The sequence below is a fragment of the Dehalococcoidia bacterium genome (assembly GCA_030018455.1).
In the GTDB taxonomy this organism is placed as follows: Bacteria; Chloroflexota; Dehalococcoidia; order DSTF01; family JALHUB01; genus JASEFU01.
On record JASEFU010000004.1, the window covers coordinates 25,547 to 47,482 of the forward strand.

General features: G+C 63.6%; 16 protein-coding genes and 5 tRNA genes. 5 read left to right on the forward strand and 16 right to left on the reverse strand.

Going from position 1 to position 21,936, the window contains the following annotated elements; translation table 11 throughout:
• Positions 1 to 169: 169 nt before the first annotated feature.
• From QME71_06840 to QME71_06870, 7 genes are all read right to left on the reverse strand, one after another.
• Positions 170 to 316 carry a hypothetical protein gene (locus tag QME71_06840; GenBank protein MDI6858013.1) on the reverse strand — a complete coding sequence of 49 codons (147 nt, stop codon included), beginning with the start codon at positions 314 to 316 and terminating at the stop codon, positions 170 to 172.
• 34 nt (positions 317 to 350) lie between these two features.
• Positions 351 to 593 carry a hypothetical protein gene (locus tag QME71_06845; protein ID MDI6858014.1) on the reverse strand — a complete coding sequence of 81 codons (243 nt, stop codon included), beginning with the start codon at positions 591 to 593 and terminating at the stop codon, positions 351 to 353.
• Between the two features lie 55 nt (positions 594 to 648).
• Positions 649 to 1,035: an AAA family ATPase gene (locus tag QME71_06850; GenBank protein ID MDI6858015.1), complete on the reverse strand. Its 387-nt coding sequence runs from the start codon at positions 1,033 to 1,035 to the stop codon at positions 649 to 651.
• Positions 1,036 to 1,206: 171 nt separating this feature from the next.
• Entirely contained in the window at positions 1,207 to 2,175 is a 969-nt protein-coding gene (locus tag QME71_06855; GenBank protein ID MDI6858016.1) for a DNA repair exonuclease, read from the reverse strand.
• Between the two features lie 58 nt (positions 2,176 to 2,233).
• Positions 2,234 to 5,542, reverse strand: coding sequence for a DUF499 domain-containing protein (locus tag QME71_06860; protein MDI6858017.1), 3,309 nt, complete (start codon positions 5,540 to 5,542; stop codon positions 2,234 to 2,236).
• A gap of 1 nt (position 5,543) precedes the next feature.
• A complete protein-coding gene (locus QME71_06865) occupies positions 5,544 to 8,573 on the reverse strand; it encodes a DUF1156 domain-containing protein (GenBank protein ID MDI6858018.1) in 3,030 nt (1,009 codons plus the stop codon).
• Between the two features lie 700 nt (positions 8,574 to 9,273).
• Positions 9,274 to 12,579, reverse strand: a complete 3,306-nt coding sequence (locus QME71_06870) for a helicase-related protein (protein ID MDI6858019.1) — start codon at positions 12,577 to 12,579, stop codon at positions 9,274 to 9,276.
• 633 nt (positions 12,580 to 13,212) lie between these two features.
• Between QME71_06870 and QME71_06875 the strand changes: the two genes are divergently transcribed.
• The 4 genes from QME71_06875 to QME71_06890 all read left to right on the forward strand — a co-directional run bounded on the left by QME71_06875 (position 13,213) and on the right by QME71_06890 (position 14,952).
• On the forward strand, positions 13,213 to 13,371 hold the full coding sequence (locus tag QME71_06875; GenBank protein ID MDI6858020.1) for a hypothetical protein: 159 nt from the start codon (positions 13,213 to 13,215) through the stop codon (positions 13,369 to 13,371).
• Between the two features lie 579 nt (positions 13,372 to 13,950).
• A complete protein-coding gene (locus tag QME71_06880) occupies positions 13,951 to 14,295 on the forward strand; it encodes a hypothetical protein (GenBank protein MDI6858021.1) in 345 nt (114 codons plus the stop codon).
• Between the two features lie 4 nt (positions 14,296 to 14,299).
• A complete protein-coding gene (locus QME71_06885; GenBank protein ID MDI6858022.1) occupies positions 14,300 to 14,764 on the forward strand; it encodes a type II toxin-antitoxin system VapC family toxin in 465 nt (154 codons plus the stop codon).
• A 32-nt stretch (positions 14,765 to 14,796) separates the two neighbouring features.
• Positions 14,797 to 14,952, forward strand: a complete 156-nt coding sequence (locus tag QME71_06890; protein MDI6858023.1) for a recombinase family protein — start codon at positions 14,797 to 14,799, stop codon at positions 14,950 to 14,952.
• 897 nt (positions 14,953 to 15,849) lie between these two features.
• Here the strand turns inward: QME71_06890 and QME71_06895 are convergent.
• The 9 genes from QME71_06895 to QME71_06935 all read right to left on the reverse strand — a co-directional run bounded on the left by QME71_06895 (position 15,850) and on the right by QME71_06935 (position 20,188).
• Positions 15,850 to 16,122 (reverse strand): hypothetical protein, encoded by a 273-nt coding sequence (locus tag QME71_06895; GenBank protein ID MDI6858024.1) that lies wholly within the window; start codon positions 16,120 to 16,122, stop codon positions 15,850 to 15,852.
• A gap of 305 nt (positions 16,123 to 16,427) precedes the next feature.
• Positions 16,428 to 16,503: transfer RNA gene (locus QME71_06900), tRNA-Asn, on the reverse strand.
• Positions 16,504 to 16,529: 26 nt separating this feature from the next.
• Positions 16,530 to 16,603, reverse strand: a tRNA-Gln gene (locus QME71_06905).
• A 56-nt stretch (positions 16,604 to 16,659) separates the two neighbouring features.
• Positions 16,660 to 16,748: transfer RNA gene (locus QME71_06910), tRNA-Leu, on the reverse strand.
• A gap of 3 nt (positions 16,749 to 16,751) precedes the next feature.
• A tRNA-Gly gene (locus QME71_06915) sits at positions 16,752 to 16,826 on the reverse strand.
• 105 nt (positions 16,827 to 16,931) lie between these two features.
• Positions 16,932 to 17,711, reverse strand: a complete 780-nt coding sequence (locus QME71_06920) for an enoyl-CoA hydratase-related protein (protein ID MDI6858025.1) — start codon at positions 17,709 to 17,711, stop codon at positions 16,932 to 16,934.
• 57 nt (positions 17,712 to 17,768) lie between these two features.
• Positions 17,769 to 18,341, reverse strand: coding sequence for a rubrerythrin family protein (locus tag QME71_06925; GenBank protein MDI6858026.1), 573 nt, complete (start codon positions 18,339 to 18,341; stop codon positions 17,769 to 17,771).
• A 159-nt stretch (positions 18,342 to 18,500) separates the two neighbouring features.
• A complete protein-coding gene (locus tag QME71_06930) occupies positions 18,501 to 19,979 on the reverse strand; it encodes a right-handed parallel beta-helix repeat-containing protein (GenBank protein ID MDI6858027.1) in 1,479 nt (492 codons plus the stop codon).
• A 133-nt stretch (positions 19,980 to 20,112) separates the two neighbouring features.
• Positions 20,113 to 20,188, reverse strand: a tRNA-Phe gene (locus QME71_06935).
• Positions 20,189 to 20,678: 490 nt separating this feature from the next.
• Between QME71_06935 and QME71_06940 the strand changes: the two genes are divergently transcribed.
• Positions 20,679 to 21,761, forward strand: coding sequence for a hypothetical protein (locus tag QME71_06940; GenBank protein ID MDI6858028.1), 1,083 nt, complete (start codon positions 20,679 to 20,681; stop codon positions 21,759 to 21,761).
• Positions 21,762 to 21,936: the final 175 nt, after the last annotated feature.

Below are 21,936 nucleotides of genomic sequence, written 5' to 3' on the forward strand. Positions count from 1 at the left end.
CGTAGTATACACCAGTGTGGCGCAGTTGTTGTCGCACCCATTCCTCAACTGAAGGCCACCCTTCTAGGGCGGCCGCCGGAGCGCATCGTTCGCACTCGTGTCCGTGCTCCGGCCACGTTGCAGCGCGGCCTTCCTCATGCGGCGAACCCACCACGTCGGAAGGCCACCCTCAAGCGCGCCGCCTGAGACTGCGCCCCTGCTGCGCCTGAAGTTGTCGCACCGCCTCCTTCACCTGCCGCCGCAGTTTCGCCCGGTCGCCGTCGAACATGGTGATCTGCTTGCCGGACTCGGCGCTCAGGCCCACCAGCTCTACCACCAGTTCGTCTACGGGCCGCTGTGGCGGGTGCCGCTCAATGGCGCTCCGCACGGCGAACCAGGCGTCGCGGGGGTCGGCCAGCGCCTCCCCGGAAGGCGACCGGCAGCTCCCAGAAGCCCCCGCCGTCCAGCGACGCCCGGACAACCGCCTTGCGCACCCAGCGGCTGCGGCGGCTGTGGTCCCCGGAAGCGGCGAAGACCAGCCGCTCCAGGCCCGCCAGGATCGCCTCGAGCGTGACCGCCGATCTCCTGGGGCGAAACACGATCCTCGTCTGCAATCGCGAACAGCTCCCCCCTGCGAGACGAACGCGCACGCCTCGAAGACGCTCTTCGTCATCCCCATATGCTGACGTGCAAAGGGTATATTGCCGTGACGGCCCCGCCCGAACTGATCCGTGACGTCCCTGCCCGTGCTAAGGTCCCAGACAGAGGTCGGCATGTCTGCGCTGTCGAACTCGCGTTGCACGCGGAACCGAGAGCCGTCCCCCAACTCGTACTCCAGGCGACCACGGTAGGGGCCTCCGTTCCAGGGCGCGTACCTCTCGCGTTTTTCGTTTTCACTCCGTCGTGCTTTGTCTCCCTGGAGAAGCCGTAGAGAAGGGGGAGGACTGCCTGCTGCAGGGTAGACTTGCCCGATTCGTTTGGACCATGGAAGAGGTGGAGCCCTGGTGCCAGGTCCTCCCGAAGGTCAGTGAGGCAGCCGAAGCCGTCGACCTCAATTCGCGTGAACCTCGAGGCCGCACCTCGTGGCCTGCGAACGCCTGCAGCCCGTAGTGAAGAGCGTTCTCGAGGCGCTGCTTCTCGATTGTCCCTTCCGCTGCGTTTATTCGCTCCCGCATCAGCTGGACGAACGCTCCGCGAGTGGTCGCCTCATCCCCTAGCTCCTCTAAGTCAAACGCGGCCTGGGTCTCCATCGACGGTGTCTAGGTACCTGAAGCGCTCGGCCGTGGCCGACAGGAGGCCGGCCACATCGATGTCCACGTCTGGGTCCGATTGCCCATCCAGCACCACCCTGACGATGTCAAGTGTAGGTGGATGGTCGCCGGCGAGGGCTGCTATCCCTTCCCTGATTTGATCGCACGTCGACATGCCCGTCACGTCTATCCGCTCAGTCCGATAGGAGACCTCGTTGACGTGAAGTGGCTGTGCTGTCGCCCCGCCGTCGCCAATCGTTAGCAGGAGGACGTAGTGCGGCCCCTCTTCGTCGAACCCCAGCGGCTTGGGGCTGCCAGGGTATCCGCAGCGTGGCAGGTCGCGTGGCCAGAGCCGCATCCGGTGGTAGTGACCCAGCAGCACGAACACTACGCCACATGACTCGATGTCGGCGGATTCGAACGGGCAATGGGCCGCTTTGCCCTCGGGTACGGCGGAGATGTCGGAGCCGTGCAAGAGCGCCACGGCGCTCCGCGAACGGTCGAGTCTCAGTCCACGAAGGAGGTTCTCCCGCACGGCGGGACCGGTGTGGCCCACGCCCCAGACGGCGACATTGTCCGCAATCCTGACTGACTGCCACTGCGTGCTGTCGAAGATGTGGACGTTGCCAGGCCAGTCGAGGCGGCGGTACATGCTGTCGGGCACGCATCGGTCGTGGTTCCCTGGGGCGACCAGCACTGGCCGCGGCATAAGCCGCTCAAACTGGCTCGCGATGAAGCGGCCAGTATCCAGCGTTACGCGGTCATGCTCGTAAAGGTCGCCGCCCACTGTGAGGGCGTCCACGTCGTGTTCCAGGGCGAGGTCGACGATGCGACGCAAGGCGGCGCGGAGCTCCTCGCGACGCCTGCTGGCCTCACTTGAGGCCATCCCCACGCCGGCGAACGACGAGTCCAGATGCAGGTCTGCGAAGTGAAGGATGCGAGCCATAGGCACTGTCCCACAGGCTGCTGCTCCACATTTCCCCGAGGACTGGGCACGGTCGGTGTCACTGCTCCTTTCCGAATTCGAGCTTCGCGCAGGCCTTTCTTAGCGCGTCGTTAAGCTTTGCTAGCTGCTCCTGCGATGGCTCAGCACGCTGTCCCAACTCCAGGCGCAAGACGAAGCGCAGATCTAGCCCAGCGCCTGCGTTGACGATCTCAGGGAGACCATCTACCAGATCCTGGAGCTCGGCGGGTTCGAGTTCAGCCTCTGCCACGTGTCGCCTGGGGAATGATGGAGGTGGCGCCTCTTCCGGCACGCGCAGGCGCACATTCGTAGCCTCCGGCCAATCACACGGCCACGGCCCCGAATCCGGCGTGCGCTCCAAGAGCCGGCCGCGGATAGCCGCGTCGATGGCGGAGCGGACGATGGTCCAGGGCAGCGTCTTACCAGCAACGACAGAGAGGGCGTCACCGACCGAGGCCGCTGTGGTGACAGGGTCCCTCCATGCTGCCTCTAGGTTCTGGGGGAGCACGGCAGTGGCCGGGAGGTCTGTCGGGGGCGGGTGTAGCACCGCGGTCTCGCTCAGGACTCCGTAGGGAATTTCCTCGCGGTACAGGCTGGCCGGACCTGCCGTGAGCCAGACCGACCCCGCCCTGACCGCTTCGTGAATCGCTTCCTCCACAACTTCTTTGGCTGCCCTGGGGACAGGGAAGACCTCTTCGTAGCCTTCGCGCATCACTTTGCACGTGTGGGATCCGTCGAAGAAGGACAATACATCGCCCACTGCTATCGATTCTGCCGCTTCCGGCCACAGTCCGGGCAGCGCGCCAGGGGCCAGGAGTCCCCCGTCAAGGTGTGTGAGCTCAGAGGCCTCAGGCAGAGCAACCTCGAGGTCCCGCTCTGTAAGGTCATTCTCGGTAGGGTGAGACCGCCAGATGGTACGGACGCTCTTATCGGGACGCGTCAGACGCAGCACGAAGTATCCCTGTTGGCAGCCGAGGGCCAGCGTGTCGACAATATCCTTCTGTCGAAGCATCTTGGGTAGATGCGGGAACTGGGCGAAAGCGCGAGTTAGGTCACTCGCGCGCCGTGAGGTCTCCCCATCTCGCCAGAGCGCGTATGGACCATCGGGCAGGAGGGCCTCCGGGCTAATCGCTGATTCCTGGATTCGTGAGCGCTTGTCGTTCTTGATGGTTTCGAACACCGGCTCACTGTTGGGCGTGATCCGGAACGCCTCTACTTCGCCCTTGGCTGACACGGCGACCACGATGCAATAGGCTTGGACGATGGCGTCGGGGATTCTCTTCCGGGCTTCATCGGTGTACGCCGCGAGCAGCGTCTTTCTGAGTTCGTCGAAGTCCTTCGCTTCTCGCAGATTCCTAACCTCTTCCCAGCCAAGATAGTCCCGTGCACGACTTCGCACTAGCTCAAGCCCATCTTTGGAAGGGACGACCAGTAGGATGGCGTTGCGGTACACGCGTGGCCGGTCAGGGCCCGTCGTCTCATCGATGAAGCGCCGTGCCTCTGAACTTGGCTTGCCGGACTCGGAGGCTGCTCGGGGACCGAGAACTACATAGTGAAACTCGCCGTCATCCTCGACGTCGCGGGGCCGCTCCGGTACGTTGTGCACCCGAGCACCAGCAGCCGAGGCGCCGGCAGTTAGACGTCTCTCCTTGGCGATCAGGTCCCGTATGCTCACCTCAATAACGTCCGCAGGCACGCGGGCGCAAGCATCGCTGTGCATCTGACGTAGGTTCGGCTTGGTCCCGAGACGCCACCACTTTGGCAACTCCTCTACCGATGCCGTGCCGTTGCCTCCGTTCGTCTCCGCAATCGCCGCCTCGTCAAGGAAGTAGGAGACCTCGGTCCACCGCCGCAACGCCTTTTCCAACTCGATCTTGTCCGCCTTTGCTGCTCCGAGCAGAACCAGCAGATCGCGGGTCAACGCTCGCTGGCCGATGGGCTGCGAGTGAAGGAAGGTTCCCATCACAGCTTGTTCAACCTCGCGTTCCTTGAGTGCCCGAAACTCCTGCTGGACGTCACGGGCCTTCGCAAGCTCTCCCTCCAGGATGGCCGACCACTCCTGCCGCTTACCTTCGTACTCCTCCGTCGCAGCAATGGAGGCCAATTCGCGGGCCGCCTCAGAGAGACCGGTCTGACCCGGAGCGTTGAGGAGCACGTTCGTGCCGACCAACGGAGAGGTATCCCACTTCTCCGCGTCCCGAAGGGCCATGGCAAACGTCCGGAGCACTCCGCGGGTGCGCTGGAATCCCTCGAGCTGCGTCCACTTGGTATAGAACGCCTCGGTTAATTCAGGGTGGAAGGGGTAGCTGGCAAGGTAACGCTCCTCCTCCCCCTGCCGGTTCTTCCGCGTCCCCTCGTCCAGCGCCTGGATGCCGTCAAGGGCGGCGACCACGTGCGGACGGAACGTTTCCCGGTCGCGGATGGAATCGGCCGTGAAGAACCGACGGCGCAGCACCTCAGCCACATCCTGCTTCTCCACCGGCTGGACGCCCTCTTCTTTCTCTCGACGAAAGACGTCGTATAGCTCCTTGGCGATTTCCTTGCCGAGTTCGTCGCTCTTGCGCGGATCAGTGGCAAGCAGCGACGCGACGACGCACGCTCGGTCGACCTTGGTTGCCGCCTGGGTAAGGGCCTGGAAGAAGTCCTGGAGGCGGTGGCGCCACTGCGGATCCAGGCCCACCTTCTCGCGGGCGAACATCAGCACCTCATCGATAAGCACGAGAGTGGTCAGCCCGTCCTTGGAGGGAAATGCCAGAAGATCCCGTAGTAGGTTCTCCGCCGGGGGAGCCTCGCGCTCCTCGTCCTTGTCTTCCGCATGGAGGAGACGCAGGCCATCCGCGCCGGCGATCTGGAAGGCGAGCACGCTCCACGGGTGCCGGAGCCAACGCGACTCTCTGTTCGGTCCATGCACCTCCATCCCCTTCTCCACGTCCAGCTTATCGAAGCATAGAGCGGCGACGCGCGCCTTGGGCGGCGTGACGCCCCCTGCGTGCTGGATGAACTCGTGGATGGCGGGTAGGTCCGGCAGGCTTCCCGGCTCGTTCACCAGGTGATAGAGGGTGATGAGGGCGTGGGTCTTGCCGCCGCCGTAAGTCAGCTCTAGCTGACGCACGGCCTTCTCGTTCTTGCCCGCGAGCCGCTGTAGGACATCCTTGACCAGCTCCCGTAGGTTAAAGGTGGGGTATGTGAGGGCGAAGAACTGTTGGGGGTCTTGGTAAATCGGCCGCGCCCGTCCCATAACCACGTCGTACAGGTCGGCGGCGAAGATGCTGAGGGTGAGTTCACCCGTCCGGAGGTCGTCCCGCAAGGTCACGACCTGATGCCACGGCGTGTATGTTGACTTTACCATCCTACCCGCCTCCTTCGCGCGAGCCTTCAAGGTTGAGCCGCATCTGGGGATGGGCGCCGCGGGCGGCGACGTGGTTCATGACGGCCTCCAGGAGCGCCCGCTCCTCCGGCTGGTTGTCCTTGCGCGCCAGCTCGACCAGGGCCTGGAGCAGACGTGGGAAGAGCGCGTTTCCGCGAAGGCCACGGTCCTCGATGTAGGCGTCTACCTTCTGGACGTCGCCCTCGCGCCAGAGGCGCATGATGCGGTGCACCTGGTCGATGAGCGGCGCCGGTCGGCCCTCCGCGTCCAGGCCCAGCGACTTGCCCCGGCGCTGGTCCCAGCGCTTGAGCCGCACCTTGCTACCGCTTCCCCGCTCCTCCGGCTCTTCGTCCCCCTCTTCGTCCTCTTCCTCCTCGTCCTCGGTTGCCGAGCCGCTGGTGAACGCGACGAGATCGTAGCGGTCGGCCAGGTCGCGGTCGCGGAGGCTGCACGACTGCGCGTAGAGGATGCAGGCACCGACTGGCGCCTCGGCGAAGCCGAAGTCGTGGCGGTGGAGCAGGTAGTAGATGGTCGGGTTATCCAGGCTGGCGGCCTCCTCGCTCTCGCCGTCGCGAGAGAGGACGCGGCCCACCACGTAGTCCACCACGATACGGCGGACGTGGTGCAGAAACTCCGAGACGGTGAGGACGGCGTTGGGCTCGTCGGCTTTCTTGACCACGGGGTGCTTGCTGTAGGCCTCCAGGGCGGGGCCGGTGGCGGACCAGACGAAGTCCGGGCCACGGATGCCGGCGTCCCAGAAGTCGCGGAGCCGCTGATAGATGTTGGTGCGCATCTCCTCCAGCACCTGGGTGTCCCAGCCGGGCCGCGCCGTCTCCGGCCGCTTCCGGCATACGAGCCAGACGGATGAAGCCAGTGCCGCCGATCCATGTGCTCTTGATCTGTTGCTCATCTCTGTCTGAATAGGCCAACTTCCATTGACGACAAACCCGGCCCGAATCATTGAAGAGACCAATGTCTCCCAGGCTTCCGGCTGTTTGTTCGCGAAGACTATTACCATCTTTCCGTTTGGCTCCAGAACCTCTTGGCAAGCCCGAAATGCGCGAAACATGCCATCTTCGTATGCTGCCTTGGATTGACGGGCATCGCCCCCAAAGCGGCTGGCATCGTCTATCAACTCCCCGTCATTTTGAGAGTGGTTCCACTTCGGGCCTAGTGCGTCTTGGAGCGCTGAATCTGTTTGAGGTGAAAGACCGTACAAGGCTCGCCGAAGCCAGACATAAAAGAAATCCATCAGGTCCGAATAGGGAATAGCGTCATAGTAGGGAGGATCAGTGACGACGACGTCAAAGCAACCGACCTCAGGGCTTGTCGAAGCGGAACACGCAAGGGGTGTTGGCGCAGGCTTTCGCATGGCAGCGCTGGAGCAGTGTGCAGCGCACTCAGCAACCCACTCCAAGCAGGACAGGTAATTGCCTGTGGTGTCTGAAAGAGGATTGCCTTCACAGAAATCCCACAATATGGGTAATGCGAAGCGGGTGAACGTGCTGTTTACCTTTGTATAGCCCACGTCCCAGCGGCACAAAGCCGATGACCGATCCGCAAGTTTATCCACGCCGATGCCCAAGTACGCCCCCACCGCCTCCACCCACTCCGGCGGGTAGCCCTCGGCGCGCATGGCATCGCGGGCGGCACGCGTGTGCTTCACGAACGTGCCCAGGGCCACGAGCTGGCGCGGCGTGAAAAGCTTGTACCACTGGTCGAAGCCATAGAGCGGTACGCGAAAGCCCAGGGCCTCCTTGGTAGGCAGGGGCTCCGTCGGCAGTCCAAAGGGGACATCCTGGAAGGTGGACTCGACGCAGCCGGTGGCCTCCTCGGCAGCGCGGAGCTCCTCGTTGGCGGGTAGGCGGTACTCCTTGCCCTTGGCCGCGTCCACTACCACAGCGGTCATTTGCGCGCCAAGGTTCCCATTCATACCCTCGGCGCGGATGTCCTCCATGGTCATCGCCACAGTGCCGGGGCCGCCACAGACTGGGCACCAGGCGCCGGAACGGGACATGGTCCCCCGCCCCACACGGCGGTCGTGGGCGCGCTGCTGGGCGCCGTTCCCCCCCACCCTGGGTTCCTCCACCACCTCGAAGTCCACGCCGGAGCGGTCGGTCCGCGGCACGAGCTTCAGCCGGACACGCTTCTTCTCCTTGCGGCACAGCCACAGCGTTTTGAGCAGGGGCAAGGTGGCGCGGCAGTTCTTACAGGTGACGGTCCGCGCCCAGAGGTAGGCCACCGTCGGCTTCCCCTCCACCGTGGGGTAGAAGCGCTCCAGGTCGGCCCGGGCGCGCTGGAGCACCCAGTGGCCCCAGGCGCGCACGTGCCAGGCCAGGTCGGCCTCCGGCGGCTCCAGCATCTGCGCCTGCTGGCCCTCGTCCCTTCGTCCGCGCCCCTTCTTCGCCCTGCCGGTCTGCTTCAGGTACTCCGCCATGAACTCCGGCGACTCGAGCGCGAATTTCGGCAGCGGGCGCGTCTGGCCGGCGAGCCGTTGCGGATACTCCAGGGTGCACTTCAGGATGAACCACGCGACGGGATTGATGTCGATCGCCGTGGCCTCGCAGCCCAGTCGCATCGCCTCCAGGGGGATGGCCCCACCCCCGGCGAAGGGGTCGAGGACCCGGGGCGGGCGGCCATAGACCTTACGGATCTCCTCGCGGAAGAACTCGAGGTCGGGCCCATTCTCGCGTCCCCAGTGGAGGATGCCGCCGACCGTCTCCTCCTTCACCACCGGCACCTCGCGGCCGCCGACGCGCTTGGTGGTGTTCTTGGTCACGACCTTGCCGCCGAGCCGCTCGAGGAGGCGCTGGCGTTCGACGTTGTTGCCGGGGTCGGGCAGGAGCGTGGCGATGAGGGCCGCGCGGCAGGCGGCCAGCGGGCGTCGCGCCGGCCAGATGTGGAGCGTCGAGATGTGGCCGTGGCGCACGTTCTTCTCGTGCACGGAGTCCAGCGACGCCTGCTTCAGCGGGAACGCGACTTCGATGAGGCGAGGGCGGTCGTCAAGGGTCATTGGGGTCTCCTGCTTGATGAAGGCTCTTGGTAGTCAAAGAGCCATATTTTTGCGCTATATCCACGATGTGTGTCTAGTGTTTCAGTAACATGAGAGGCAACTCGATTTGCCAAGCAACGTTTCGGCTCCGCTATCGATCCGTCAGCTGACGCGGTAATGGCACCTAGCAATACGTCGGTCAATTGAATAAGGTCGTTAGATCTGGATTCCTCAACAACATTCAACTTATAGATGTTGCGACCTTCCAACCCCCAACTTCCACGCCTAGACTTGTTTATTCGATACCACAGACCTGCCCAGCGTGAGCGGCGTCGAAGGCTTACGCCGTCGACCCAGACATAGCACCCCGTGCGTGGAGGTACGACTCTCATAAGAAAATGCCTGTATACGTTGAAGAAGCCTTCCTCTCTTCGCCTACTTATCGACGAACGCGGCGCTCGCATCACCAAAAAGCGACATGCCTTATCCCCTAGAAACACCTCAACCCATTCCTGGTACGCGTTCAGGAACTTTCTTGAAACTTTAGTCCACTTCATCTCTGCCGTGAGTTTTTCTTTCGTCCTGATACTTGCCAACTTTTCACGGATAATCTCGGAGCGCCTGTAAGAACAGCGCAGGCAACCCAGGTAGATATACGGGCTTCCATGCATGCCCGTCTCGTCACAGAATATAGCGGGAACATAAGGAAATCCTGTAGGCATTAGATTGTGTCCTCTGCCGCCTCAAACACGCTTGCCTCGTCTATCACCACGCCTCCTTTAGCCCGCACCAGGAGCTTCGCAAAGGGGTCTCGAATGCGCAAGAGCCGCGGGTGGGTAGCGGCGCAGTCGTACACAACGTAGAGCCAGTACTGCTGGCGCAGATTGGCGGCCTGGGCCCACTCGTTCTCGGAGAGCTGGACATCGCCCACGGCGCGACGGCCCTTCACCTCGATGCACCGCTCTTCTCCGTCAGATCGGCGCGAGAGGAGGTCGAAGCCCACCTTCTGGAGAGGATCGGACACATCGTGCACGGTAGCGCCCAGGGATTCCTCATAGGCCCGCGCCACGCGCATCGCTATCTGCTCGATCTCGCGGTCATGGCGTTCGCGCTCGTCGGGATCGCTGGACGGCAGTACCAGGGCGTGGGCCAGGAAGGCGATGCCGTTGGCGTCAACGAGTTCCGGCTCCCGGCGCAGGATCGCGAGGGCGCGGTCCCGCTGGACAGCCAGATCCGTCTGCTTTCTGCGCACCTCTTCCAGCGCCCGCCGCGCCGGGGCGTCGCCGGCGTCCGCCCGCTCCCGCAAGCGGGTTCGGGTCCCGAGGAGCTCCGCCTCCTGGTAGTCGAATCCCGCTTGCAGGAACGCCTCCCGCTCCGGGATCGAAGCGGCGAGGCCAGCGGCGATCCGCTCGGCCGCAGGACGCGCGATGGTGTCCATAAGATGCGCTCTGGCGGCTTCGATGGCTTCCGTGACCTGACCCATGGGCGGCAGGGCTGTGGGCGGCACCCGCTTCGCAAGCTGAAGGACCATGGGTAGCTCGACAGGGCAGGCGCATGTCGTCCCGTCGAAGGTCTGCGTAATGGCAGCCAGCCGCACGTCGAGCGTCTGTTCTGACCCAAAGGCTTCAGGGTAGTCCGGGTCGGCGCGGCGCACCGTAGAGACGAGGGCCAGGTGGTAAAGGTAGGGCTCCGTGGCGTAGGGATCGATGAAGGCAGCGCCACGGAGCGCGTCTGCTGCAAAGCGTTCAGAGAAGAAGGCCCGATAACGGTCGAAGAACGGCTCGCCCGGCCGCAAGAACAGGACATCATCGGTCGGTTCCGGCTTGTTGACGGTCAGAGGGAGTGCCATGCCGCCCGTCGCGTCCTCCATCGCTAGCGTAAGAGGGAGCGGCAAGCGTTTGAGCCAGAACCGGCCGTCCAAATCGCCTTCGATGTTCACCCCAAGGTAGGGCGCGGACTTCTCCAGAAAGTGTCTGACGTAACCGGGGAGTAGCCGATGCAGCTGGTCCTGGTCCCGCTGCGCCCGAAGCGTGGGAAGCTGCGACGCGACGTCGCCGCCTGTGGCGCGAAGCTTCGCGTCGGCCTCCTCGATGGCTGTCACCTGCTCCTTAGTAAGGGTGCCTTCGATCTTGGCGATACTCTCATCCTCTTCGCCCTCCACCACAGCCCTCATGATGAGCTCGCTCAGGGAGATGCCTTGGAACTGCCGGCCGATCACGTCGAACACCTTGTCGGACCCCAGTTCCCTGCGAATGCGTTCGAGCTTTTCCAGCAGCGTCCTGAGAACCCTACCCTCACGTGTCTTCCCTGCCACCAGGTTGATAAGAACGACGGGATCATGCCGTTGCTTATAGCGGTGGATCCGGCCCATACGCTGCTCAATACGGGCGGGGTTCCAGGGGATGTCGTAGTTCACCATGATCCAGCAGAACTGGAGGTTGATGCCCTCGCCTGCGGCGTCGGTCGCCACCATGAACCGGCAGCGGGTCCGAAACGCCTCCATCTGAGCCTCGCGCTCCTGGTAGGGCATCCCACCGTGGATGCGCGCGATCTCCTCTGTGTAACCCATCCCCTCCAGGCGACGGACCAGGAACTCCATGGTGTCCCGATGCTCGGTGAAGATCAGTAGCTTCTCTCCCTTGAACCGCTCATCGTGGATGACTTCCCGCAGCTTCTCGAACTTCGACTCGTCCCCCGTCTCATGGGCGCGCTGCGCAAGGTCCAGGAGTTGCAGCACCTCCAGTCGCTCCGCCTCGAGTTCCGCCAGGGTCGTGGCAGCGGTGGCGCCCATGGCTGCTTCCTCAGCGACATCCCGCGCCTCCCGCCCATCCTCAGGCTCTTCCTCCTCGCTGGTCATCTCCTCTTCGATGTCGCGGAGCCTGAGGCGTGCTTGCTCCGCTGCGAGCCGCTCCTCGGTCAGCTCCCGGACAGAGAAGGCCCGAATGTATTCGCCCAGCCGGTCGCGTCGCCGCTCCAGCGACCGAAGCAGGGCCCAGGTGGAACTCGCGGCGCGGCGCTGTAGGACGCTCATCGCGAGCCGAGCGGCCGAGCGGTTTAGAAAGCGGGCTCGGTTGAAGTGCGTGCGCACGTAGGAGGTCAACTGGTCATAGAGCTCCTTTTCCACGGGGGAAAGATCATAGTTGACGGTTGTGCTTTCTCGAGACGGGTAAAGACGGCTCCCGTCGAACCGCACCATTTCCTCCTTCGTGCGGCGGACAAAGTGCCGCGCCCTCGCCTCAGGGGGGAAGCTGTTGAATGCATCGACCGTTTTCAGCGCGTTCGGCTCTAGCAGCCGCCATAGGGCGTAGTACGGAAAGTCTTTCCCCATGTGGGGAGTAGCAGTCAGTAACAGCAGGTGGTGCGCGTGCCATGAGAGGTGGCGCGGCGGGTGGCTCTCCTGCAGCGGCTCCGCGCCCGCTAGAAGTTCAGCCAGCTTGTAGCGGTCGGTCGTCTCGTAGGTGCCATCGGCGTTCCTGATAGCTGTCAGTTTGTGAGCCTCGTCGAAGACCACCAGGTCATAGGGCACAGTGTGAGGTTGAGCCAACCGCTCGTAGGCCCGATCGGCGGCTAGAGTGTCGACGCTCACTACCACGAGGTCGCTTCCTGGGCCTGAAAACGGGTTGTCAGTCCGACAGTCGAAGCCTGTTACCTCTCGACAATGCAACGAGAACAGAACCCGCATCTCGCGCTTCCAGTTCCCGACAAGGCCAGCTGGAGAGACGATGAGTACGCGACGTACTAAGTGCCGGCTCAGCATTTCCCGCACATACAAGCCAGCCATGATCGTCTTCCCTGCCCCGGCATCGTCCGCAAGGAGCATGCGGAGGCGAGGCTGAGTCAGCATCCTCTGATAGACCGCAATAATCTGGTGCGGGAGCGGGTCGATGAGGGCGGTCTCGGTGCCGAACGTTGGGCTGAAGAGATGACCGTAGCGGAGACGCTCGCCCTCCACGAACAGGCGGACCAGTCCGGGGTCAACCCTGAAGTCGGGGCTTGGCCATTGGCCCGCCGCAGCGTATACGGCCAACGGCTCGCCAACGCGGGCGTGCCCAAGCCGGCGATCCACGTTCCCAAGGGCCGTTGTTGCACTCGCCGCCAGCGTGGTCAGCGCCTTGACGGCAAGCCTGTTCGGGCGCGACTGGCCATTCTCCCACCGACTGATCGTGACTACCGTCACGCCTAGACGCTCGGCGAGTTGGCTTTGCGTAAGCCCTAGCTCAGTCCGAAGACCTCTGATCCACTCTGGTGAACCGACAGAAGCGGTAACCATCTGCCCCCTGACGAAGTAGACTTAACAAACTATAACATCCGCCACAGTCAATTTCAACGTCTGCCCAATTGGCGTTCTGTCCTCGCTGCGGCTGCCCTTTTGACAGGTAACTGCCAGCGGCGAAGTCAAGGCCGAAGCCCCGTGAGGCGTCCAGACAAAGTCGGGAGCCTTGACGAGCCGCTACAATGCATTGGGCAAAGGGTAGCCAGCCCTCCATCCCCCGGACGGGCCTTGCAAGCCAATCGTCATATATCTATTCGTGCTCTCCGGCACATGATCTCAGTCCGATGGGGGCGCTCAATCAAAAAATGGGCCTCTTTCCCGGCCATGTTGCCAAGGAGCTACCCCCGTTCCTCATAGGGACGTCCGGTCTTCACCACGAAATAGGCGATGGTCAGCAGCTTGCGTGCCAGCGCTGTTATCGCCGTCTGCGATCCGTGCCGCGCCTGGATGCGTCGGTACTACTGCCCCGGCGAACGCTGGTTCTGGCCCGTCCTAGCCGCTGCCTCGGTGAAGGTCCACCTCAGCAAGGAGGAGCCTTGCTGGTGATGTGTCCGAGATGCACCCTGCCGCCTGAGGCCCGTACCCGAGGGGCCAGGCCGGCAAAGGACACCAACTTCGCCGCATCTGGGAACCTGTGGAGACCCCTAACCTCGGCCAGGAAAAGCAGGGCAGTGAGGGGCCCAATGCCTGGGATAGTCATGAGCAGCCTGGCTCTGGGGTCTTGCCGGGCCTGGCCGTAAACCTCCGCCGTCACCTCCCGAACATCAGCCTGCAGCGAGTCCAGAATGGCGAGATAACGTTCCACAATCCGTCGGTGCCCCCTCAAGAGAGGCTGGCGAAGATAGGTGAGGTCCTCCTTCAGGGCGTCTACCTGTACGCAGTGCTGTCTGACGAAGCGACGTTGCGGTCTCCAGAGCAACACGGTGGGCCAGAACGGACTGCTGGTGACGCGAGGCTCGAGGCAGCGCCGGATGACAGGACCTGCGAAGGCCGACGCGAGACGCAGGGCCCTTCTGGGGATGGTGCTTCGGCATGTGGCTAACAGGTGTAAGGCGCATGACTGCTTGCATCGGCCGTGGCCCAATGCTAGTATTGATGCGACACCATAGTGTCATAGAGAGCGCAGTGGCCAGGATCACCCTTCGACTCCCGGACGACCTGCACCGGCGCCTGCATGATGCCTGCCGGCGAACGGGCAACTCGCTGAATCAGACTATCGTAGCGGCCCTAGCGCAGGCGCTCGGTCGTGGCGATCAGGTGCCCGAAAGGAATAGCGCCCTCATGGAGCAGCTATCGCATATCAAAACGGCCCTGGGGGAAATAACAGTGGACATCGAGGTCAGCCGCTTCCCGGCCCAGTTTCCTCCTGAGGAGGAAATGCCGAGCCGTGAGGAGCTGGTCGCGTTGCTGCCCACGCTGTCTCCTCCCCTGTCTTCGACCATTTTGGAGGAGCGGAGAGAACGCGTCTGAACCGATGCCGCTGCACTATCTGGACACGAGCGCCCTGGTCAAACGATACCTGCCGGAACCAGGCTCGGGTTGGGTCAACTCGCTGGTCTCGTCCGAGCCTGTCGCGGTTCCACTGCTGGCTGCTGTTGAGCTGGCGTCAGCGCTGGCCCGCCGAACGCGTGAAGGTGACTTGACTTCGGAACAGCGGGACATTGTGTTCCGCTCCTTCGTTGCTGACGCCAGGGAGTACGTGATGCTGGCGGTAACGCAGGGCGTTACAGAGGACGCTGCTTCCATGCTCCTCACAAGTCCACCCTCGGTGGCGCTGCGAACGTTGGACGCGCTTCACCTGGCGGGGGCGCGCGTGGCCTTCGCCAACGCTCGACGGCGCGGCCTGGAGACTGGAGCCTTCGTAACCGCAGACAGGGCGCTGGCTCAAGCCGCAGCCTGGGCTGGGCTGACCGCGATCAACCCGGAAGATTACGCGTGACCGACGAGAATGGGACCAGAGGAGGCACAGACATGAGGTGTGCGATCTACACCAGAGTCTCCACGGACGAACAGGCGAGGAGCGAATACAGTTCGCTGGAGCGACAGAAAGAAGTATGCGCCAGCTACATCGAAATCCAGAAAGAAAAAGGCTGGCATCTCGCTGGCGTCTACGAGGATGGCGGCTAGTCTGGGAAAGATCTCAGCCGCCCGGGCCTTCAAGAACTCCTGCAGGACGTCAGGGACCGCAAGATTGACGTCGTGGTCACCTACAAGATTGACCGCATCTCGCGGTCTCTGAAGGATTTCTACGAGTTCTGGGAGGTGCTGAAGGAGCACGGCGTCTCGTTCGTCTCGGCGACGCAGCACTTCGACACCTCGGACTCGACTGGAATGCTCATGCTGAACATCCTCCTCAGCTTCGCCCAGTTCGAGCGGGAGCTCACGAGGGAGAGAACGCTGAGCAAGATGGCGGGCCGGGCAGAAAGGGGATTGTGGAACGGCGGCTACGTGCCCATCGGATTTGACTATTCGCGGCAGACCCAGCAGCTTCGGCGCAACGAGCGTGAGGCCGAGACCGTAACATTCGTCTTTCGGCGTCTGGTCGAGACCCGTTCTCCCCGCGCGGTAGCCAACGAGGCCAACAGCCTCGGTTACCGAACGAAGATGCGCACCGTCGTTAGGCGCCAAGGGTCCAGCCAAGAGGTAGGTGGTAAGCGCTTCGACGAGGACACGGTGAAGGCGATTGTGCGCAACCCCATCTACAAAGGCTTTATCCGCTACAACGGCGACCTCTACCCGGGCAACCACGAACCCATCGTCGATCAGGAGACCTGGGAGCAAGCGAATAGAGCTATCGGGAATGGCCGAGAGGGCAACGGCCTCCACTACAAGGATGACCATGTGCACCTCTTGAAGGGCATCCTGCGGTGCGGCGCGTGTGGACTGGCAATGACTCCGTATCCTTCGGGTAAGAAGACGAAAGACGGGAGGCCCTACCTGTACTACGCATGCACTTCCGTAACACAGGACGGCAGCCACTCGGGGTGTTCGGTGCGCGCCTTGCCGGCACGGGAGTTCGAAGCCCTAATCAAGCAGGTTCTGACCGACCTCGGCAACAACCCCAGCATCCTCCAGGCGTGCGTGGATGCCGCCAATCGCGACGCGACTCGGTCGTTGACCTCTTTGAAAAAAGAGCAACGCCGGCACCAGGAGGAGATCGGCGACTTGACGGTCGGTATCCGGCGTATCGTCGAGGTTATGAAGCAGGAGGACATGCTCTCCGAGGACGTGCGAGAAGAGTACAAGCAACTCGTGCGGGAGAAGGAGCGGCTCCTCGCCTTGTGCGAGAAGCTGCAACTCGACATCGAGCGGCGACAGAAACGGGTCCTGGACGCGGAAATCATCCGCCGGAGTCTCCAGGACTTCGAGAGGCTAGTGAACCTGCTTCCCCTGGAGGACCAGAAGGAGCTGTTCCAGCTGCTAATCCGGGAGGTGGAGGTCCACCCGTTCGACCCCTCCAAGGAGAAGTTGCCGAAGGCCCGTGGAGCGTTCGCGACGAGGGTGCGCTCGAAGTGGTACCGAGTCAACGTGACCCTGCACCATCTTCCAGGGGTGGACCTGGGAGAGCGGGCCTACGTTGTGAGTTCGGATAATGAGAGAACTGGCTCCCCGAGCAGGACTCGAACCTGCAACCTAGCGGTTAACAGCCGCCCGCTCTACCGATTGAGCTATCGGGGAGCGCCGATGTGGAACGATCCGTATTCTGGCTGCCGAGCCAGGACTCGAACCTGGACTAAGGGATCCAAAGTCCCTGGTGCTACCATTACACCACTCGGCAGCGACTTCGCGACATCAATAAGGCGGGCTCATCCCCGCCTTGCTCCCGAGCGCGGTTGGTGCCGAAGGCCGGGATCGAACCGGCACGGGGGTCGCCCCCCAACAGTTTTTGAGACTGTCGCGTCTACCAATTCCGCCACTTCGGCGTTTGGAGCGGAAGACGGGATTCGAACCCGCGACCCCCTCCTTGGCAAGGAGGTGCTCTACCGCTGAGCTACTTCCGCTCCCGAACTTGCTGCCGGCCGGTAAGTCTACCCTGACCTCAGCGCCCCTAATTATAGCCAATCCGTAACCGATCGACAAGGCGCGGGCAAATCAGCGTGCGCGTACTATCGTCCCTTGTAGACCGGTTGCCGTTTTTGCGCGAACGCAAGCGGTCCTTCCTTCGCGTCCTCCGTCGTGTGCACGAACAGCGAAAACATCGACTCCAGCCGCAAGCCATCGACGAAGGGCAGGTCGAGGCCGCGCAGCGCGACCTCCTTCACCAGCCGCACCGAAATCGGCGCGCTGGCGTTGATGCGCTCCGCCAGCGCCAGCGCCTCTGACATCAGCTCGGCCTGGGGCACGACCTTATTCACGAGGCCGATGCGGTATGCCTCCTGGGCGTCGATCCGTTCGCCGGTGTAAAGCATCTGCAACGCCATGCCGAGGGGCACCGTACGGGGCAAGAGCTGGGTGCCGCCGTTGCCGGGAATGATGCCGCGGGTGACCTCGGTGAGGGCGAAGGAGGCGTTCTCGGACGCGAGACGTATGTCGCAGGCAAGCGCCAGCTCGAGCCCGCCGGCGATGCAGTAGCCGTTGACGGCGGCGACAACCGGCTTCCAAAGCTCTATCTGGCGCAAAAGGACGGCGGGCGTCCCGCCCCAGAAGGGATTGGGGCCGCCCTCGAGCTGGCGCCGGCTCATCTCTTTGAGGTCGGCGCCCGCGGAGAACGACTTCTCCCCCGCGCCGGTGATGATAGCCGTGCGGGCGTCGTCGTCGTCGCGGAACCGGAGCAGCGCGTCTCGATAGCCGGCCCGCACCTCCTGGTTGATGGCGTTCATCGCCTCCGGCCGGTTCAACGTGATTACGACCGTATGTCCTTTCTTCTCGTAGAGCACGACCGACATGGGTGTTCTCCTTCGCTACCCTTCTTGACCGGCGCCGGTTGCGTGGGGGCCGGGCGCTTACCAGTTCTCTGCCAGCACTTCGAAGTGGTTCTTTGCGTAGCGGCACGCCGGGCACGTCTCCGGCGGCTCCTTCCCCGTGTGGACGTAGCCGCAGTTGCGGCACTTCCAGCGGACAGGCTCGTCCTTCTTGAACACCTTGCCCTCGCGCACGTTGGCCAGCAGCTCGTTGTAGCGCTTCTCGTGCTGCCGCTCGACGACGGCGACGGCGCGGTAGCTCTTCGCGATCTCGGCGAAGCCCTCTTCCTGCGCCACGCGCGCGAACTCCGGGTACATCTGGGAGTGCTCGTAGCGCTCGCCGGCCGCCGCCGCTGCCAGATTTGCGGCGGTGTCGCCGATGACGCCGGCGGGGAAAGCGGCGCTGACCTCAGCTTCGCCGCCCTCGAGGTACTGGAAGAAGACCTTGGCGTGCTCTCGCTCGTTCTCTGCCGTTTCGAGGAAGAGCTCGGCGATCTGCTCGTAGCCTTCCTCGCGGGCCTTCGTCGCGAAGTACGTGTAGCGGTTTCTGGCCTGCGACTCGCCGGCGAACGCGGTGAGCAGGTTCTTCTCCGTCTGCGATCCCTTGAGCTCCATTGCCGCCTCCTTCTCTGAAGCAGGATGAGATAGGCCAAGTGTAGCCCAAGGAATGATTACGGTCGAAGAGAACCCGGCGATGAGGGACAACTGGCCGGTCCCTTCCGCTTCGCTACGGGGCGGCTGCCGCCGGTTGTCCTGCCGACGACTCTGCGCTCGTCAGTGGCGCAGCGCCCTGCGCGCGGCCTTGAGCGCCGCCACTGCTCCCACTATCGCGAGGAATCCCAGCGCGGCTGCCGGCAAGAAGGGGCCTCCCGAGGGGCCGCTGCCGGTGGGAGGCGGAATGACGGTCGCAGCCGGCGCACCTCCCGGTGTTGCGGTAGCGGTCGCTAGCGGCGCCGTGGGCTGCGGGAGAGGCGTCGATGTGGCCGCGCCCGGCGTGGAGGTCGCGGTCGGCTCGGGCGTGCTTGTCGAGCGACGGAACGGGGTGGGGGAAGGAGTGGCCGTCAGCTCGCTGCAGATTTCCGGTTCGATGAAGGGCACGAAATCGACGACGCCTCGGGTCGGATCGTCCGCCTGGTCCCTTATCTCACCGGCAATCTCGTTCTCGAAGCACCACCCCCAATCATTGTATTCAGCGTTGACGTTAGTGGGGGACTCATTGTCCAGCAGGTAGTGGTTGTCGCCGAGGGCGCCGCCGCTCGACCGGAAGGTGTTGGCATCGGGGGCGGAACCGCCTATGAGGGCCGTGATCTCGTATTCGTCGTCGAAATCGGTGTCGTAGAGCTCGATCCCTTTATCGAGGCCGGTGAGAGAGTTGCCCACGATGTCGACATCGATGTCGGCGTAGGCAGGACTCGAGATTCGGGCAGAGATCCCCGTCCCCGAGGCGCCCGTAATCGTGTTACCGCGCACGACTGCGCTGCCGGGAAGTATCTGAATCGCCACGTGGTCTGCGGCCGGAGAAACGTTGTTTCCTTCGACCAGCGCGTTGTTGCCGGCGACTCTTATTGCCGACCAGCCCTCCGTGACCGTGTTGCCGGTAATGACGGCATTATCGCCGTTAACGTCGATCCCGCGCGTGCCTTCGGCATCGAGGGTATTGTCTGTGATCTCACATGAGTTGCAGTAGGCTACGACGCCGTCACCGTTGTCGTGGATGTTGTTGTTGTCCACAACTACGCCCGCCGGCCTAGGGGTACCGGTAATGGACATCGCCCCCGCTGTTCCGTTCATGATCTCGTTGTTGGCTATGACAACGTTGTCGCCGGAAATCTCAAAGCCGCTGGTGGCCGGGCCGCTCGGCGTCAGGTCAAGGATGAGGCCGCTGACCCTGATGTTGCTGGCGTTGATGTCGAAAAGGGTCGTGAACCCGCCGCCGTGGTGGACAACGGCCTCGCCGTCGGCCTCAGGTGTGTCGCCCGGGCCGGTAATCGTGAGGGGGCTCGGCGAGTTAATGCTGAGGGAAGTCTGTGTGTAGTCGCCTTCGCAGACGCGGATCGTGTCCCCGGGAGCGGCGGCTGCTACCGCCGCGCCGATGGTGGCAAAGTCCGGCGCGCCCCCGTCCACGCAGTCCGATCCGTCATCATCCACAGTGAGGACCGCCGCCGAAGCGGGTTGTGGAGGCATTCCCGCCAGGAGCAGGGCGACGAGAACCGTCAGCGTCGAGATGGCGAGTTTAAGGATGCCCTTCGACATGGTTCCCTCCTTGTCCGTTCAGCGACAGAGGCAGACGACGCTCAACGTCGCGGCAATCATAGAGGAGAAACGCGGACAGCGCAATCGGTTCGATGGGACGATCATCCGCGACGGGTAAGCGGGAAGCAGTCGTTGGTGCCGAGGGGCGGAATCGAACCGCCGACACCATGATTTTCAGTCATGTGCTCTACCGACTGAGCTACCTCGGCACCGGCAACGCTTCTCGGAAACGCAGAATCCCGGCTCTTCGACCTGGGCGAGAAGCTGCCTGCGGATTTGACCGTTCTTATTGTCGCAAAAGGGCCGCCGCCCCGTCAACCGGATGTCGCCGCGTAGCAGGGCAGGTTGGCCCTTCATCGGATAGAACTTAGGATACGGCGTACCGCCAGTCCCGCCCTCTCCCCCGCATAACACGAACGGGCCGAGGCTGCGCATATGCCTCATCGCTTCCCGCGCGCGGCCCCTCGCGCGGCGGCCGTCGTTCTCGTTCAGTCAGGTAGAGCCGTTCGCAGGCCCTTTGCCCACGGCGCCTGGGGGGTTTGCCTTCTCCCGCCCTCGGTCGATAAACCATCAGACACCTTGTTACCGGCCGCCGCTTTGGTTGCCGGCGGCTCTCCTTGACAAGCCGCTTGACAACGCGTTATGTTCAACGACTGTCATCAGTGACACTACGGGCGAGTACCTCGAAGGAGATACGGCATGCGACTCATCAACCGTACAGCGCTCCTCGCGCTTTCCTTCTTGTTGTTGACCTGCCTGGCGATCGCCGCTCTTCTCCTCTCGCAGCGAGACAGCGACGCCATGGCGGATGAAGAGCTGGCCATTCGCCTCGACATGGATACGAGCGACGGCCCTTGCGCTGACATCGATACGTCGAGCAGGCACGAGGTCGGGCAGGAGTACGGGGTCGCCATCTGCGCGACAGGCCTTTACCCCGGCTACCCACCCGGCACAATCTCTTTCAAAGTGACCTATGACGACACCATCGACAAGGCGCCCGACGTGGAGTGCACGGGGGCTTGCCTGGACTCGAACCCCGACGCGAACGGCGGCAACACTGTCTGGGGCGACGGCCTGGGCTCCGACTGGGACTGCTCGAGCATGGGCATAGCGCCGCCCAGGGGCGACCTCAATCCGGCCAGCGGCGCGGGCAACGGCGAGGCGTTCATCACCTGCGCAAGCCTCCTCGGCCCGTGGACGCTGGGGGATGATGAGACATCGGGCGCGATAGCCGTGATCGAGTTCCGCGCCCTTGCGGAAGGGTCTAACGTTTTCACTGTATCGGACGGTCTACTGGGATACACCGATGCGACCGAAATGGGCACGTGTCCCGGCGTGCTCTTCCCCATGCAGTGCTTTGGGGGCACTCACGTGAACGGGGCCGCCGCAGTGCCGACCGCCGAGCCTCCCGTCACCGGTCCCTCGCCCACCCCGCCGGGAGGGGAAGGCGCACCTGCAGGCCAAACTCCCGCAGGCCAGACGCCGCTGCCCCCCGGGGCCACGCTTCCGCCCGTGGCCGCCACAGGGACGGCTGCCGCCGTCCAAACGGCTGAAGCGGGAGGGACGCCCGGCCTGACAGCCGCTACCAGGACTGCGGCGGCCGCTCAGACGGCCGTTGCGGCGAAGACCCCCGGCCGCACAGCGACCCCGAAGCCGGCCGGGGACGAATCGGATGAGGGCGGTTCAACCGGCACCACTGTGGGGATCGTCGTGGGGCTCATCGCGGCGGCGGCCGTGGTGGGTGGCGCCTGGGTCGGATGGAGACGGTGGAAGGCGCGCTAGCGCAGCGTGCCCAAAGGCTCCACGGAAAGCCCGGAGGGGCCCGGCAACTGTATCCCGTTCTGCCTGGAGCCGTAGCGGCCCGGCGGCCCGCTTCCGGTCCGCTCTTGCGATTAAGGCGGTATGCCCTTAGTCTAGAGACGTCTGCGACCAGCTCAATTCCCCGGCCGGAGGCAAC